The organism is Campylobacter sp. MIT 12-5580, assembly GCF_005406235.1.
Classification (GTDB): domain Bacteria; phylum Campylobacterota; class Campylobacteria; order Campylobacterales; family Campylobacteraceae; genus Campylobacter_D.
Genome location: NZ_NXLK01000002.1, coordinates 123,256 through 138,436 on the forward strand (window position 1 = coordinate 123,256; position 15,181 = coordinate 138,436).

At 35.5% G+C, this 15,181-nt stretch carries 13 protein-coding genes and 1 other RNA gene; 11 read left to right on the plus strand and 3 right to left on the minus strand.

The features are described from left to right. The first annotated feature begins 85 nt into the window (after nt 1–85). From CQA38_RS02545 to CQA38_RS02575, 7 genes are all read left to right on the plus strand, one after another. Nucleotides 86–1,261 (plus strand): MFS transporter, encoded by a 1,176-nt coding sequence (locus CQA38_RS02545; protein WP_137632429.1) that lies wholly within the window; start codon nt 86–88, stop codon nt 1,259–1,261. A gap of 120 nt (nt 1,262–1,381) precedes the next feature. Then, nucleotides 1,382–2,473, plus strand: coding sequence for an NAD(P)-dependent alcohol dehydrogenase (locus CQA38_RS02550; RefSeq protein WP_137632430.1), 1,092 nt, complete (start codon nt 1,382–1,384; stop codon nt 2,471–2,473). Between the two features lie 261 nt (nt 2,474–2,734). Beyond that, a complete protein-coding gene (gene nifJ / locus CQA38_RS02555; RefSeq protein WP_137632431.1) occupies nt 2,735–6,310 on the plus strand; it encodes a pyruvate:ferredoxin (flavodoxin) oxidoreductase in 3,576 nt (1,191 codons plus the stop codon). Between the two features lie 2 nt (nt 6,311–6,312). Then, entirely contained in the window at nt 6,313–6,627 is a 315-nt protein-coding gene (locus CQA38_RS02560) for a hypothetical protein (protein WP_137632432.1), read from the plus strand. Nucleotides 6,628–6,646: 19 nt separating this feature from the next. Continuing rightward, complete coding sequence (gene mshL, locus CQA38_RS02565) at nt 6,647–8,020, plus strand: pilus (MSHA type) biogenesis protein MshL (protein ID WP_249355155.1); 1,374 nt, start codon at nt 6,647–6,649, stop codon at nt 8,018–8,020. Then, entirely contained in the window at nt 8,017–8,688 is a 672-nt protein-coding gene (locus CQA38_RS02570) for an ATP-binding protein (RefSeq protein ID WP_137632434.1), read from the plus strand. Before mshL ends, CQA38_RS02570 begins: the two co-directional genes overlap by 4 nt. Before the next feature lie 3 nt (nt 8,689–8,691). After that, nucleotides 8,692–9,285 carry a CDC27 family protein gene (locus CQA38_RS02575; RefSeq protein WP_137632435.1) on the plus strand — a complete coding sequence of 198 codons (594 nt, stop codon included), beginning with the start codon at nt 8,692–8,694 and terminating at the stop codon, nt 9,283–9,285. On the opposite strand, the gene CQA38_RS02580 is transcribed toward CQA38_RS02575, so the two are convergent. After that, entirely contained in the window at nt 9,277–10,347 is a 1,071-nt protein-coding gene (locus CQA38_RS02580) for an AI-2E family transporter (RefSeq protein WP_249355157.1), read from the minus strand. The two genes, CQA38_RS02575 and CQA38_RS02580, sit on opposite strands and share 9 nt — an antisense overlap. Before the next feature lie 296 nt (nt 10,348–10,643). On the opposite strand from CQA38_RS02580, the gene CQA38_RS02585 reads away from it, so the two are divergent. After that, nucleotides 10,644–11,378 carry a hypothetical protein gene (locus CQA38_RS02585; RefSeq protein WP_137632437.1) on the plus strand — a complete coding sequence of 245 codons (735 nt, stop codon included), beginning with the start codon at nt 10,644–10,646 and terminating at the stop codon, nt 11,376–11,378. 122 nt (nt 11,379–11,500) lie between these two features. Here CQA38_RS02585 and ruvB read toward each other — a convergent pair whose 3' ends face one another. Next, entirely contained in the window at nt 11,501–12,505 is a 1,005-nt protein-coding gene (gene ruvB, locus CQA38_RS02590) for a Holliday junction branch migration DNA helicase RuvB (RefSeq protein WP_137632438.1), read from the minus strand. Between the two features lie 85 nt (nt 12,506–12,590). On the opposite strand from ruvB, the gene CQA38_RS02595 reads away from it, so the two are divergent. Beyond that, complete coding sequence (locus tag CQA38_RS02595) at nt 12,591–13,001, plus strand: histidine phosphotransferase (protein WP_137632439.1); 411 nt, start codon at nt 12,591–12,593, stop codon at nt 12,999–13,001. After that, nucleotides 13,002–13,361: a transfer-messenger RNA gene (gene ssrA, locus CQA38_RS02600) on the plus strand. Nucleotides 13,362–13,369: 8 nt separating this feature from the next. Here the strand turns inward: ssrA and CQA38_RS02605 are convergent. Then, nucleotides 13,370–13,990, minus strand: a complete 621-nt coding sequence (locus CQA38_RS02605) for an outer membrane beta-barrel protein (RefSeq protein ID WP_137632440.1) — start codon at nt 13,988–13,990, stop codon at nt 13,370–13,372. 196 nt (nt 13,991–14,186) lie between these two features. On the opposite strand from CQA38_RS02605, the gene zupT reads away from it, so the two are divergent. Beyond that, the gene (gene zupT / locus CQA38_RS02610) at nt 14,187–15,047 is read left to right on the plus strand and encodes a zinc transporter ZupT (protein WP_137632441.1); all 861 of its coding nucleotides are present in this window, start codon (nt 14,187–14,189) and stop codon (nt 15,045–15,047) included. The last annotated feature ends 134 nt before the right edge of the window (nt 15,048–15,181 follow it).

The window sequence follows — 15,181 nt, forward strand, 5'->3', positions numbered from 1 at the left end:
GCAAATTTTTTAAATCAAGCCTTGACAAACACCAAGTGTAAGGCTTTATAATTCATTTTAAATTTTAAAAAATAAGGAAAAAGATATGCAAACAGCACAGCTAAACACCAAAGACAAGGAAAACAAAATCCTCCTTTTTACGCTTACACTTGGCGTTTTTGCTATCATCAGTTCTTCACTTGGTATTATGGGACTTGTGCCTATTATCGCTTTGAAATTTAGCATTTCAAGCACAAAAGCAGCTCATATAGTAAGTTATTTTGCCTTTATCGTTATGCTTTTTGCCCCACTTACTCCGCTTATTTGTGAAAAGATCAAGCCTAAGCCTTTAATGCTTCTTATCTTAAGCCTTTTTTGTATAAGTGCTTTTGGAAGTATATTTGCAAGTAGTTTTGAAATTTTGCTCTTTTTTCGCCTCTTGCCAGCTTTTTTACACCCTGTATATATAGCCTTAGCCTTGAGCTTAGCCGCTCATAGCTCAAAAGATAAGAAGCAAAGTGCAAGGGCGATTTCTTTTGTATTTATGGGTATGAGTATGGGCATGGTTTTAGGGGTGAGTATAGCGACTTTTTTAGGTTCTCATTTTTCTTTTGAATGGGCTATGGGCTTTTTCTTTGCCTTGAATTTGCTGTGTTTTTGCACGACTTTTTTCTTTGTCAAGCCTTTAAGTTTGGCTCAAAGTTCAAGTTTTAAAGCTCAAAGTTCTATACTTTCAAAGCCTCTTTTGTGGATCAGTGTTTTGGCTGTGTTTGTGTGCGTAGCAGCAATTTATGGCTTTTATAGCTTTTTATCTGATTTTTTGCATAATAGTGCTGGTTTTGATTTTGGCTTTATTAGTCTTGCTCTTTTTGTGTATGGGCTTTTTAGTGTCTTGGGAAATTTCTTAGCAGGCAAGGTTTTAAGTTATGAAAAAATGATTTCATTTGCTCTTGCTTTTTTGATGATAGGGCTTTATTTTTTACTCTTTTTAGGCGAAAAACATAGTGTGTTGATGATTTTTATACTTGCCTTACTTGGCGTTTTATCAGGCATGGCAAACAATCTTACACAATTTCTCATCTCAAGCCCCTTTGAAAAAGCCAAAGAGCTAACAAACGGACTTTTCGTAAGCTTTTCAAATTTAGGTATAAGTTTTGGTGTTTTTGTTTGTGGGCTTTTTATAGAGTATTTTAGCCTTGATTTGCTTGTCTTTGTGCCTGTGATTTTACTTGGCTTTTTTTGTGTGATTTTATTTGTAAGGATATTTATGCAAAAAGTATAAATTTATGGCTATAAAAAAGCTTTTTTGAAAAAAATGAAAAAAAATTGAAATTTGCTCTTGACAGACACTAAGTGTCTGGTTGTATAATTTCATCATCATTACAAATTTAAAGGAGAAAAAATGCAAAATTACATTAGTGAAGCCCTTAGTGGCAAGCGAATTTCAGCAAAAGGTTTTGCTGTGGCTGATAAAAATGCTAAATTTAAGCCTTATGATTTTTCACGTCACGCACTTGGAGAAAAAGATATCTTAATCGAAATCCTTTTTGCAGGCATTTGTCATAGCGATGTGCATAGTGCAAAAAGCGAATGGCATGAGGGAATTTATCCTATGGTGCCAGGACATGAAATCGCTGGTAGAGTGATCGCTGTAGGCTCACAGGTGAGTAAGTTTAAGGTGGGTGATTATGCTGGTGTTGGTTGTATGGTGAATTCTTGCGGGGAATGTGAAGCTTGCAAGAGAAGTCAAGAGCAATTTTGTATGAATGGCAAGGCAACTTTTACTTATGATTGTAAAGATAGCTTTCATAACAATGAGCCAACTTATGGTGGATACAGCAATAACATAGTCGTTCATGAGCATTTTGCAGTATGCGTGCCAAGTGATGCTCCACTTGAAAAAGTTGCACCTTTGCTTTGTGCCGGTATTACGACATATTCACCTTTGAAATTTAGCCAAATTAAAGCTGGTGATAAAGTAGGCGTAGCTGGCTTTGGTGGGCTTGGCTCTATGGCAGTAAAATATGCTGTAAAAATGGGCGCAGAAGTATATGTTTTTGCAAGAAATGATAAGAAAAAAGAAGAAGCTTTAAAAATGGGCGCAAAGGCTCTTTATACCTCAACAAAGCCAAGTGAAGTAAAAGAACGTTTTGATCTTATCATCTCAACTATACCAACAGCTTATAAGGTAAGTGAATATATCGATCTTTTAAAATACGGCGGCGAACTTGCAATAGTAGGCTTACCACCAGCTGAAGTAATGCCACAAATCAGCATAGATACACTTGTGTTTAAGGCTGGTAAAAAAGTGTATGGCTCTTTAATTGGAGGCATGAAAGAAACTCAAGAAATGCTTGATTTTTCTTTGCAGCATAAAATTTATCCAGAAACTGAGATCATCACAGCAGATAAGATAGATGAAGCTTATGACAATCTTACAAGTGGCAAGGCTAAATTCCGCTATGTGATTGATATGAAAAAATCTTTTAGTTAAGATAATTTCATAAAAGTTTTGTTATGAATTTGCAAATACCATTTAATATTTTTAAAATATTTTTTAAATGGTATTTGCTCTTTGATTTGCTTTTAACCGATACAATCCCCTCAAATAGACTTCGCTAAAATGTGTAAATTCCACTCAAAACATTGTCGCAGTCTTGATTATCAAAATGGCTTAATTAACTTTTAAGAAAATAAATAGTATCCTAAACGGCATAACACAAAAACAACCCTACAAAAAAGAAAGGAATTCATTATGGCTAAAAAAATGAAAACTATGGACGGCAACGAAGCAGCCGCGTATGCTTCTTATGCTTTTACTGAAGTTGCCGGGATTTATCCTATCACGCCAAGTTCGCCTATGGCTGATCATGTTGATGCTTGGGCAGCGGCTGGGAAAAAGAATCTTTTTGGAACACCGGTTAAAGTTGTAGAAATGCAAAGTGAAGCAGGAGCTGCTGGAACCGTGCATGGTTCGCTTCAAGCTGGAGCACTAACCACTACTTTTACAGCTTCTCAAGGACTTTTGCTTAAAATTCCAAATATGTATAAAATCGCCGGACAACTCCTCCCCTGTGTAATCCATGTCGCAGCACGATCAATTGCTTCTCAAGCCTTATCTATCTTTGGGGATCATCAAGATGTATATGCAGCTAGACAAACCGGTTTTGCTATGCTTTGCTCGCATTCTGTGCAAGAAACTATGGATTTAGCAGGCTTGGCTCATCTTGCAGCTATCAAAGGTCGTGTGCCATTTATGCACTTTTTTGACGGCTTTAGAACAAGCCATGAAATTCAAAAAATCGAGCTTATGGATTATGCTGATTTTGATCGCTTGCTTGATAAAGACGCGGTGCGTGAGTTTAAAAACTCCTGTCTTACACCTGAAAATCCAAAGACAAGAGGAACAGCACAAAATGATGATATTTACTTTCAAACTAGAGAATTATCAAACCGCTTTTATGATGCCTTGCCTGATGTTGTAAATGAATATATGGTCGAGTTTTCAAAGATTACCGGTAGAGAGTATAAACCTTTTGTGTATTATGGTGCGCCTGATGCTGAAAGGATAGTTATTGCTATGGGTTCTGTGACTCAAACTTTAGAGCAAGTTGTGGATTATCTTAACAAAAAAGGCGAAAAAGTAGGGCTTTTAAAAGTCTATCTTTACCGCCCATTTAGCCTAAAATACTTCTTTAATGTTATGCCAAAATCAGTGAAAAAAATCGCTGTTTTAGATCGCACAAAAGAGCCAGGTTCTCTTGGTGAGCCGCTTTATCTTGATGTGCGTGCAGCTTTTTATGATAAAGAAAACGCTCCTTTAATCGTAGGTGGAAGATATGGACTTAGCTCAAAAGATGTCAATCCTGCTCAAATGTTTGCTGTGTTTGAGAATTTAAACCAAAAAGAGCCAAAAAATAACTTCACTGTTGGTATAGTTGATGATGTAACTCATACTTCACTTGAGGTAAAAGATAATATCTCTTTAAGCAATGACAGCACTACAGAATGTTTGTTTTATGGACTTGGAGCAGACGGCACCGTTGGGGCAAACAAAAACTCCATTAAAATCATCGGTGATAATACAGACTTTTACGCACAAGCGTATTTTGCATACGATAGTAAAAAATCAGGTGGTTATACAAGAAGCCATTTAAGATTTTCTAAAAAACCTATACGTTCAACTTATCTTGTGACAACGCCTCACTTTGTGGCTTGCTCGGTAGCTGCGTATCTTGAGACTTATGAAGTGCTTGAGGGTATTAGAGAAAATGGAACTTTCTTGCTTAACAGCATTTGGAGTGAAAAAGAAACTATAGAGCATATCCCAAACAAAGTTAAGAAAATTCTAGCTGAGAAAAAAATCAACTTTTATATCATCAACGCCACCAAACTTGCACGCGATATAGGCTTAGGTAATCGCACAAATACCATTATGCAATCAGCTTTCTTTAAGCTTACTAATATCATTCCTTTTGAACAAGCTCAAAAATATATGAAAGAGCTTGCTTATAAAACTTATGGTAAAAAAGGTGATGCTATCGTTGAGATGAACTATAAAGCTATTGATGTAGGCGCTGATGGGCTTATAAAAGTAAATGTTGATCCAGCTTGGGCAAATCTTAAAGATGAAGCAAAAGAAGAAGTGCATGCATATAAAGGCACAGAATTTGTTGAAAAAATCGCTCGTCCTATGGAAAGAGCAAGAGGAAATGATCTGCCTGTTTCAGCCTTTTTAGGTTATGAAGACGCACACTTTGAAAGTGGGACAACTGAATTTGAAAAACGTGGCGTAGGTGTTATGGTGCCTCGTTGGATAGAAAAAAACTGCATTCAGTGCAATCAATGTGCTTCAGTTTGTCCTCATGCTGTAATCCGTCCATTTTTGATTAATGATAATGAGCTTTCTTTAGCTCCACAAGGCGTTAAAGATCATCATCTTGAAGCTAAAGGGACAAAGGGCGAGAAATTGCAGTTTAAAATTCAAGTTTCTCCGCTTGACTGCACCGGTTGTGAGCTTTGCGTGCATGAATGCCCTTCTAAAGAAAAGTCTTTGGTTATGGTGCCTTTAGAAGAAGAGATTGACTTTGGCGAGCAAGAAAATGCGGATTATTTATTCAAACAAATCACTTACAAAGATGAAGTTATGGCAAAAGAAAATGTCAAAGGCGCACAATTTTCTCAGCCTTTATTTGAATTCCACGGAGCTTGCCCAGGGTGTGGCGAAACGCCTTATATCACTCTTGTAACAAGGCTTTTTGGCGAGAGAATGATTATTGCCAATGCTACAGGTTGTAGCTCGATTTATGGCGGTTCAGCTCCTTCAACTCCTTATAGAAAAAGTGTAAAAAATGGACATGGACCGGCTTGGGGAAATTCGCTTTTTGAAGATAATGCTGAATTTGGTTTTGGTATGAAAGTGGCTACTGAAGCTGTTCGCCACCGCATAGAAACGATTATGAATGACAATATGTCAAGTGTGCCAAATGCACTTTCAGCTTTATTTAAAGAGTGGATTGCCAACAAAGACAGCAGTGCAAAAACCCTAGAAATTCGCGATAAGCTCGTGCCTATCTTAGAACAAAATAAAGACAACAAAGCTGCTGCTGAAATTTTAGACATTAAACACTTCTTAACCAAAAAATCACACTGGATTTTTGGTGGTGATGGTTGGGCGTATGATATAGGCTATGGTGGGCTTGATCATGTTTTAGCAAGTGGAGAAAATGTCAATGTTTTAGTGCTTGATACTGAAGTGTATTCAAACACAGGCGGACAAAGTTCTAAATCAACGCATACTGGAGCTGTGGCTCAATTTGCTGCTGCTGGAAAACCGGTGCAGAAAAAAGACTTGGGGCAAATTGCTATGACTTATGGTTATATTTTTGTCGCACAAGTTAATTCAAACGCTAATTATAACCACCTCATTAGAGCCTTAATGGCGGCTGAAGCGTATGATGGTCCTTCTTTGGTGATTTGCTATTCACCTTGTATAGCTCATGGTATTAAAGGTGGGCTTGGAAATTCAGGCGATCAAGGCGAACTTGCTACAAAATGTGGATATTGGCCTTTATATACCTTTGATCCTCGCTTGCAAGATGAGGGTAAAAATCCACTTAAGCTTGAGGGCAAGGCTCCGGATTGGGATCTTTATGAAAGCTTCTTGCTTAATGAAGTGCGTTATAACTCGCTTAAAAAGTCAAGTCCAGAGCATGCAGCCGAACTATATGCAAAAAATAAAGCTGATGCGCAAAGAAGATACCGCCAGCTTAAACGTTTTGCAGCGGCTGACTTTAGTGATGAGTTAGGACAAAATCACGGCAAGGATTAGACTTGAAAAAATGGATTTTTTGCTTTGGTATAGCTTTTTTAACTTGTATTCAAGCTATGCCTTTGCAAAAATCCATTGACATCACGCAATTTAAAAATCCTTTTTATGATGAAGATATAAAGATTGATACAAATTTAAAACTTCAAGCAATTTTTAATCAAAAAGCCAAAATAAATGGAATTTGGTATCAAGTAAATGAAGCATTAGATAATGCTCGTTTGCTTGAAATTTCAAATGACTCTGTGCTTTTGCAAAGAGATCAAGAGCTTTTTTATCTTAAGTTAAAAAGGATAAACCATAAAGTTTTTATTGATTAGCTGTTTTTTGCTTGTAGTGTTGCAAAGCCACTTAAATGCGTGCTCTAAACGTCTTTTTGACTTGAGTGTGCTTGAAGAAGTAAGCACTGAAGAAATTTTAGAAGAACTTGCTTTAGAATGCTCTTTTAGCATTATTTTTGCTGATGAAAACGCAAGAGCTAAGATCAATCTTTTGCAAAAAAATATCTATATCAAACAAATGAGTTTAGATGAGATTTTTCATACTCTTATTAAAGAGCAGAATTTGCATTTTGATTTTAATGGCAAAATTCTTAAAATTTCAAGCCTTAAAACCCAAACCTTTAAACTCAGTTATATCACTTCTATCCGTGAGGGACAAAGCGTAACCAAAGCTTCTGTTGATTCGCGTTCAAAGCAAAATGATTTTGGCGGCGTTGAGGCAAATACTGAAGATAATGTTGTAAAAAGCTTAGAACGTTTTGATTTTTGGCAAGATATACAAATGCAGCTTTCAAATTTACTTGAACTTGAAAAAGAAAATAAAGCCATTATCATCAACGCAAACACGGGACTTATAACCATCACAGGCACACCAAGCCAGCTTTTAAGAGCGAAACAATACATCGATACGCTTAGAGCTAGACTTAAAAAACAAGTCATCATTGATGTTTCAATCATCGCAGTAAGCCTGAATGAAACGCATTCAAGTGGGATTAATTGGCAAAACTTCAGCCTTGATTTTAACAGCCAAAACAAAGACGGCACAAACTCAAATTTAAGCTTTCAATCAAACCAAAATGGAAGTTTATTTGTAAGGAATTTAGGCTTAAATGCTAATGTAAATTTAAGCTCAGTGCTTAATTTTCTCTCACAAAATGGACAAACAAAAGTGCTTTCAAATCCAAAGCTTGTCGCCCTAAACAACCAACAAGCCATCATTTCAGTAGGCGATACTATAAATTATCAAGTCAAAGAAAGCTCAAAAAGCACAGAAAGTGGCACAACTGTGAGTGAGGTTTTTAACAATTATTCCATTTTTGTAGGCATACTGCTTAATATACTGCCAGAAATTTCAGATGATAATAAAATCATGCTAAGGATAAATCCTAGTCTAAGCAGTTTTAAATACCCTCAAGATAGCCGCAGACAAGACACGCCACGAAGCATAGCCCCTGATACCATACAAAAAAAGCTCTCCACAGTCGTGCAAATGGATAATAATCAAACCCTTATTTTAGGCGGACTCATCAGCCATGATGAGCTAAGCGATGAAAACTCAGTTAGCTTTTTGTCCTCAATCCCTCTTTTAGGGGCTTTGTTTCGCAGTGAAAATCAAGGCAGACAAACAAGTGAGATCGTTTTTATCATCACACCTCGCATTATTGAAAGCTCAAGCTCGCCAAGCCTTAAGGACTTAGGATATTCGCTATGAGTGAAGTTTTTGTGCCACTTCATTCACAACTTTGCGTTTTAAATGAAATTTTAAACGCCTTGAAACTCAAGCAAAATTTGATCTTGCTTGTGGGAAAAAGTGGGAGTGGAAAAAGCATTTTGCTTCATCAGCTTCAAAAAGAACATAAACTCATACTTTTTAATGAACCTTTTAGTGATGAAAATGCTTTTTTAAAAGCTTTAAGTAGAAGCATTTTTAAACAAGAGTTTGAATTTAAAGAGTTTTGCTTAAGATTAAAAGAGCAAAAGCAGCTCATCATCGCCCTTGATGAGCTTGGAATGTATGAAAAAAAGGTGCTTGAAAGATTGCGAGTGCTTAGCGATATAGGCAATATAAGCTTTATTTTAAGTACGCACAAACTGCTTGATGATTTTCATAAAGAACATTTTAAAAGCCGAATTTCAAGCATTTTTGAGCTTTCAAATTTAAGTTTAACTGAGCTTGAATCTTATCTTGAGCTTAAATTTGAACTTAAGCTTAAAGCCTCAAATGCAAAATGGCTTTTAAAGCTTGTAAAATACAATCTAAGAACCCTTGATAAGCTTATTTTGAGTTTTAAAGACTTGCAAATTCATTATAAAAATAAGCCAAAAAGTGAAAAAACTTTGCTTGAGCTGAGTGCTTTGTATCACAATATTTTAGGATAGCTTATGACTGAATACCAACTTCAAGAACTCGAGCAAAAATACAAAGCTTATAAATTCAAACATTTTGCTTTAAAATTTGCCTATCTTGCTTTATGTGTGGGCTGTTTAGCTGGAGTATTTTTCTTTTTACAAGAACAAAATTTACAAAAAGAGCGGATTAAAATCGCTTTGCATGAGAAAAATAAAATGCTTCAAAGACTAGAGCTTGCTAAGGCTAAACTTGCAAAAGAAGAGCTTTTAGCAAAAATAAATGCAAAAGATCAGGCTTTAAATTTAGCCCCTTTAAGCCCACAAAAGAAAGTCATTCTTAAATCCTACCCCATAAATCCAGCTAAATTAAAAGCTGAGTTTTACGCCAAAGAAAATACGCAAAGTGCTTTAAAGCTTGCTTCTTTTCATCTTGAAAATAAAGACTATGAAAAAGCTATATTTTGGGCTTTAAAGGCGAATTCTTTAGATGCAAAAGAGCCAAATTCATGGCTTATTTTTGCAAGGGCTAAAAATTTGCAAGGTAAAAAAGAAGAGGGCTTAAAAGCCCTTGAAAACTATCTTAGCTTTTATGGAAGTGATGATATGCAAAATTTTATCTTAGACTAGTTTTTTATCCTTTAAAATCACATACATTTTTATCGTCGAGATGAAAAAGGTTAAAATCGCAGGTCCTAGTATAATGCCCCAAAAACCAAAGCTTGAAATTCCAGCAAGCATGGATAAAAAGATGAGAAGCTCATTGATCTGCGTTGGAGTTTTTACAAGCTTTTCATTAATCCACTTGATAATCAAAGGCTTGATGAAAGTATCAGCAATAAGTGAAATGATGATAATAGAAGCTAAAAATATCCAAGCTGCGTTTTGCCAGCCATTTAAAGCAAATTCATATAAGCTTAAAGGCACATATACCAAAGCTCCACCAACTGCTGGTATAAGTGAAGAAAAAGCAAAGATAATGCCAAAAAGCACGCCATCATAACCAAAAAAAGCAATGATAAGGGCAAATAAAATGCCCTCAAGTATAGAAATAACAGCAGTTGAGTAAAACACCACCGCCATGACATTACCTACCTCGCTTAAAATTTCATTTAATTCTTCTTTGCTGATAGGAATGACTGATTTTAAGTAGATGATAAGCTGGGTGCCATAAAGATTAGCAAAGAAGTAAAAAACGATGATTAAAACCATATCAGTAAGAAATTTCGCCCCGATTTTTGTGAAATTTCCAAGCTGAGTAAAAGCATTTTTTGAAAGGCTGTTTAAATCAATACTAGCGATAAATTCCCTTATCTTTGGCTCTAAAAAGGCTAAGGACTCGGGCAAATTAAACTGATAATTTTTAAAATAAAGCAAAGTGGCATTTAAATGACTTATATCAAAATTTTTTAACGCCACGCCCATTTTTGTAATGGCATAAAAAAATGGCACAAAAAAAAGCAGGAGCATAAGCGTAGTCGTAGAACTTGCCGCAAGCACTTTTTTACCATGAAAAAGGCTTAAAAATTTAGCATTGATATTTGAGGTAGCAACTGCCATCAAAGAAGCGATAGCTATAACCATCAAAAAGCTTTTAAACAAATACAAAAGCAAGCACAGCACCACTAAAATCAAGCCTATGAAAAAAAACTTACCATTCATGAGTTTTGTCCTTAAATTTAAAAAAGGCATTATAACACAAATGCGTTGAAAGAGAAAGAATTACTTAGGAGTGAAAGGAAAATGAGTATACGCAGTATTAAATTACATAAAAAATCATTACAGGTTTTTTTGTATAAGTTTGCACTTATATATTTTTACTTGTGAAGTTTTGCTTTTTAAACTTAATAAATTTGTTTTTATTTATAAATTTTTGATTATTAATGCTAAAATAGTTATTTAATGAAATTTAAAAAATATATTTTTGAATAAAACAAAAACTAAAATTTAAGTTTTAGATATAGAAAATTGATATTTAAGGAGTTTTTATGGGAGTTAGTATCAAATATGCTGAATTTTTTTGTCAGGCAAAGTCCCGGTGTATCTCTATAGAAGTTCTGAATAATAATTTAAATGAATATTATAACGATATGTTTTGTCCTTATTGTTATAAAGCTAAATTGTATTTTGTTAAAGTAGCAAAAACACCTCATTTAAGGACAAAGCCAAGTAGCCAACACAGCAAAGATTGTATTCGTTACTATGAGCCTGTTTTAAGTAGAAATATAAAAAAGATTAGTAAAATTTTAACAAAAAAGCAAATAAACAATGAGCTTCATTCAACAATGAATCATTTATTAAAATTAGGACATAATAAAAATAAAGATTCAACGACTCTTGCTGAAAAAACTTTTTTAAGCACTAAATCAAAGAGTGTAAATTCAAAAAAACAAACCAGAAAAGTTTTAAAAACAAAAAGCTTAAACAGAAAATTTACCCAATTGCATGATGGTAAAATATATAAGTTTTATGGTAAGGTAAAATTATCAGTTTATGAAAATATAAAAAGAGAAGAAGATAAATATTATTATTTGAATATTCTCACAAAACAAGGGCAAATTTTTGGTATACGCCGCAATAAAAAAGACATGCTCGATGAAAATGGCAAATACAATCTTGTATTTATAGGATGGGCTTATGCAAGAGAAAATAGTTCAAGCATAAAGGTTCGTTTGTTAGGGGAAATGGCTATTTTATATATAAAAATGAATGGTGAGGCTTAAAGCAAATTTTTCGTTTATTTTTGTTCGTCTTGCTTTGCTTGTTTTCTTATAGCTTGTTTAGCATTTAACTTCTTGTTCTTTGCCAATGCTAAGGAAAAATTTGTTTTGTTGAAAAAATCCAGCTAATCAAACAAGCCCTTCTCATACCCAAGCTTTAAAATTTCATAACTTTTTAGGCTAGCAACTCGCCCTTTTGCGGTGCGTTCTATGTAGCCATTGGCGAGCAAATAAGGCTCTATCACATCTTCTATAGTATTTTCATCTTCACTTAGTGCTGCTGCTATGCTAGCAAGCCCTATAGGACGGCGTTTGGCTGCTGTTAAAAGTTCTAAATACCGCAAATCCATAGTATCAAAGCCAAGTTCATTTACCCCAAGTGAGTTTAAAGCCTGCACGGCTCTTGCTTCACTTATGTTTAGTTCATCATTTACCTCAGCAAAGTCCCTTACTCTTTTAAGCAAACGCAAGGCTATTCTAGGCGTTGAGCGGCTGCGTTTTGCTATCTCTAAAGAAGCGGCTTTTTCACACTCTTTATCAAGCTTCAAGCTTGCTTTTTGTATGATTAAGGCTAGTTCTTCATCGCTGTAAAACTCAAGGCGAAACTGCATACCAAAGCGATCTCGTAAAGGATTACTAAGCATTCCAGCCCTTGTTGTAGCCCCAATGAGCGTAAATTTAGGCAGATCTATCTTGATAGTTTGAGCCGCAGGTCCGCTTCCTATGATAATATCAAGCCTAAAATCCTCCATAGCAGAGTATAAAACCTCTTCAATAGCCGGACTTAAGCGATGAATTTCATCGATAAAAAGCACATCACCCTCACTTAAATTTGTCAAAATCGCTGCTAAATCCCCGCTTTTTTCTATCATGGGTGCAGCTGTGGTTTTAATGCTTGCCCCCATTTCACTAGCGATGATATTTGCAAGCGTAGTTTTTCCAAGCCCAGCAGGTCCGCTAAAAAGGCTGTGATCAAGGCATTCACCCCTTTTTTTAGCTGCTTGTATAAAAACACTTAAGTTTTTTTTAATCGCTTCTTGTCCTATGTAGCCTTCAAAATTTGAAGGACGCAAAGAGCTTTCATAAGCTTCATCTGGGGAAAATTTTTCTATTTCTACTATTCGATCCATTTTTGCACTTGTGATAAAATTATTACGAGATTTTAGCTAAAATTTGCTAGAATTAGGTTAAAAATAAAAAGACTTAGCGGAAATTATGGGGATATTACAAAATTTAGAGCAAGATTTTGAGCATGATGATATAGAAAAATTTTTGCAATTTTTTCGCACTATGTGTGATCGGTTTGAACCTCTTATCATCAAGCTTGCAAGCGATACAGACAAATACAAGCAGGCTATTGATGAGCTTGAAACCCTCGCACACAATACAGCTTGGGCTTCAAGAAGGCTTGAGCTTGTTGAGGTTACTGATCTGTGTGTGTTTTGCGAGGAGCTTATGAGTCAAGCAAAACGTTTTACTGGTCCAGCAAGTGATGAATTTACGGATTGGCTTTTGCTTTTAAGCGATCAATTTGAGAAGTATTGCAGGAGCTATGAAAACGATGATGCGGTTTTAGCTGTTTTTAATCCAAGTTTAGTTAAAATGCCAAATTCCATATCCAAGTAAGGGGGCGACTTGGCTTCGACAGGAGCAGGGTGGCTTAGGTGGCATACCGCTTTGGACAAAGCGTTAAAAGTCCGACTAAATTTAAACGCAAACAACGTTAAATTCGCTCCTGCTTACGCTAAAGCTGCGTGAGTTCAGTTGAGCCTTGCTTTTTGATGATACTATCTAGTTAAAACAGCGAGTAATCCTTTGATAGCGTAGTTTCAAGTTTGACGATCTTGAGATGAAGTTTAGTCTTAGCTGTGCTTAAAAGTTTTGGAAGATGAGCTTGGTGCAGTGAAGTTTTCATCTTTACTAAGTATGTAGAGGCTTAAGTTGTTTTGTTTTTGGACAGGGGTTCGATCCCCCTCGCCTCCACCATTTTGAGTTTAAAAATTATACTGATATCCTATCCCAACAAATCCACCATCGTTTTTATAGTGCAAAGATGGGCTTTCGTATTCTTTAAATGGCAAAGATTTATAATATACTTCGATTTTGTGCCTGCTTGCAAAGCTTAAAGCTACACCAGCATTAAACCCAATGCCTTTTTGTTTGAATTCAAACTCATCATTAAGATTCCACCACAAAAATGGCACAAGCACTTTTTGCTTATAATTAAACCAAGTGTAATGAATTCCAGCAAAAACACCGATGAAAGAGCGAGTTTCTGGGATATTATAATCAAGCAAAAGATCTAAATTTACGCTTGTTAGGCTTTGTTTTAGCTCAAGACTTTTATCCTCACTATCGCTACTTGAGTAATGATAATCCACATAAAGCCTTGATCCAAACACGCCCTTTTCATCAAATTTTTGATACCCAAGCCTTGCCCCAAAAGGCACTAAATCAGCTTTTGTCCATGAAAGTTGAGTTTGGGTTTGACTTTGCATATTTAAAACTGAAACTCCAAGCAAAACACCTGTTTTTTCTTCGCCCAAATTTTGAGCATTTAAAGCTGAAAAGCCAAACACAGCCACGCTTAAAGCAAGTTTTGAAATGGTTTTCATTTATTTTTCCTTTGTTGTGAAGTTGAAAGTAAAGTTAAAAATTCGATAATATTCTACCCCCCCCCCCCCCTGAAAAAATGCTTAAATTTAAGGATATTTTTATAAAATTTTTGTGTTTTGTTTATCATTTTTCAAAATTAATATGATACAATTCTTATTAAAAGAGAATTTTTATTATCTAAGGTTTTTTTTATTTATGGATATAAGTTCAAGTCAAGTTTTATTTGCATTTTTGCTTGCCGCTTTGGCTGGTTTTTCAACGGCTATTGGTGCGATTATCGCCTTTTTTTCAAGACAAGATAATCTAAAAGTCCTTTCTATAGGGCTTGGGTTTTCAGCTGGAGTGATGATTTATATCTCTTTTATGGAGATTTTGCCTCAAGCTTTTAAGGATTTTTCTCGCGTATATGAGGGGTTTTGGGGCGAGTTTATCGCTATAGTGTGCTTTTTTCTTGGCATTGTGTTATCAGCTTTTGTAGATAAACTTATCCCTGAAAATTTACACCTTGATGAAAAAGGGCAGTATGATGAGCTTAAGATTTGCCCTCTTGTTGAACGCAAAACAAATGCGAGGGCTGAATTTAACAACTCAAAGCAAAAAGCACTTAAACGCACTGGAGTTTTAACCGCCATAGCCATAGCCATACATAATTTTCCAGAAGGTTTTGCGACTTTTGTTTCCTCGCTTGATAATCTTTCTTTTGGCATAGCCATAGCTATAGCTGTTGCTATTCACAATATCCCTGAAGGTATGGCAGTTTCCTTGCCGATTTATCACGCTACTGGAGATAAGAAAAAAGCCTTTATCTACTCGGCACTTTCAGGGCTTACTGAGCCAATCGGTGCTTTGGTGGGTGTGTTTTTACTGCTACCTTTTGTGGGGGATTTGACTTTGGCTTTTACCTTTGCGATTATTGCTGGGATTATGGTGTATATCTCTTTTGATGAGCTTTTACCAGCAGCTAGGGTGTATGGGGAGGCTCATCACTGCTTGTATGGCTTGCTTGCGGGTATGGGTGTAATGGCTTTAAGTCTTGCTTTGCTGAATAATGCTTGAAATTTATTTTGAAAGCAAAAGATAAAGACAATATGCTTTTATAAGCTTTGCTTTTTGTTTGAAATTTATCTTTTAAGTTGAGCCGATCTTTTAAACGCTATCACTAGTATAAACTACCCCAGAATAATTAAACT

What these genes read in the sequence shown, in the direction of transcription:
- CQA38_RS02550 (WP_137632430.1), top strand. Translation starts at nt 1,382, where the DNA reads ATGCAAAATTACATTAGTGAAGCCCTTAGTGGCAAGCGAATTTCAGCA.
- nifJ (WP_137632431.1), top strand. Translation starts at nt 2,735, where the DNA reads ATGGCTAAAAAAATGAAAACTATGGACGGCAACGAAGCAGCCGCGTAT.
- CQA38_RS02580 (WP_249355157.1), bottom strand. Translation starts at nt 10,347, where the DNA reads ATGCCTTTTTTAAATTTAAGGACAAAACTCATGAATGGTAAGTTTTTT.
- ruvB (WP_137632438.1), bottom strand. Translation starts at nt 12,505, where the DNA reads ATGGATCGAATAGTAGAAATAGAAAAATTTTCCCCAGATGAAGCTTAT.
- zupT (WP_137632441.1), top strand. Translation starts at nt 14,187, where the DNA reads ATGGATATAAGTTCAAGTCAAGTTTTATTTGCATTTTTGCTTGCCGCT.
- CQA38_RS02595 (WP_137632439.1), top strand. Translation starts at nt 12,591, where the DNA reads ATGGGGATATTACAAAATTTAGAGCAAGATTTTGAGCATGATGATATA.
- CQA38_RS02545 (WP_137632429.1), top strand. Translation starts at nt 86, where the DNA reads ATGCAAACAGCACAGCTAAACACCAAAGACAAGGAAAACAAAATCCTC.
- CQA38_RS02575 (WP_137632435.1), top strand. Translation starts at nt 8,692, where the DNA reads ATGACTGAATACCAACTTCAAGAACTCGAGCAAAAATACAAAGCTTAT.
- CQA38_RS02570 (WP_137632434.1), top strand. Translation starts at nt 8,017, where the DNA reads ATGAGTGAAGTTTTTGTGCCACTTCATTCACAACTTTGCGTTTTAAAT.
- CQA38_RS02605 (WP_137632440.1), bottom strand. Translation starts at nt 13,990, where the DNA reads ATGAAAACCATTTCAAAACTTGCTTTAAGCGTGGCTGTGTTTGGCTTT.
- CQA38_RS02585 (WP_137632437.1), top strand. Translation starts at nt 10,644, where the DNA reads ATGGGAGTTAGTATCAAATATGCTGAATTTTTTTGTCAGGCAAAGTCC.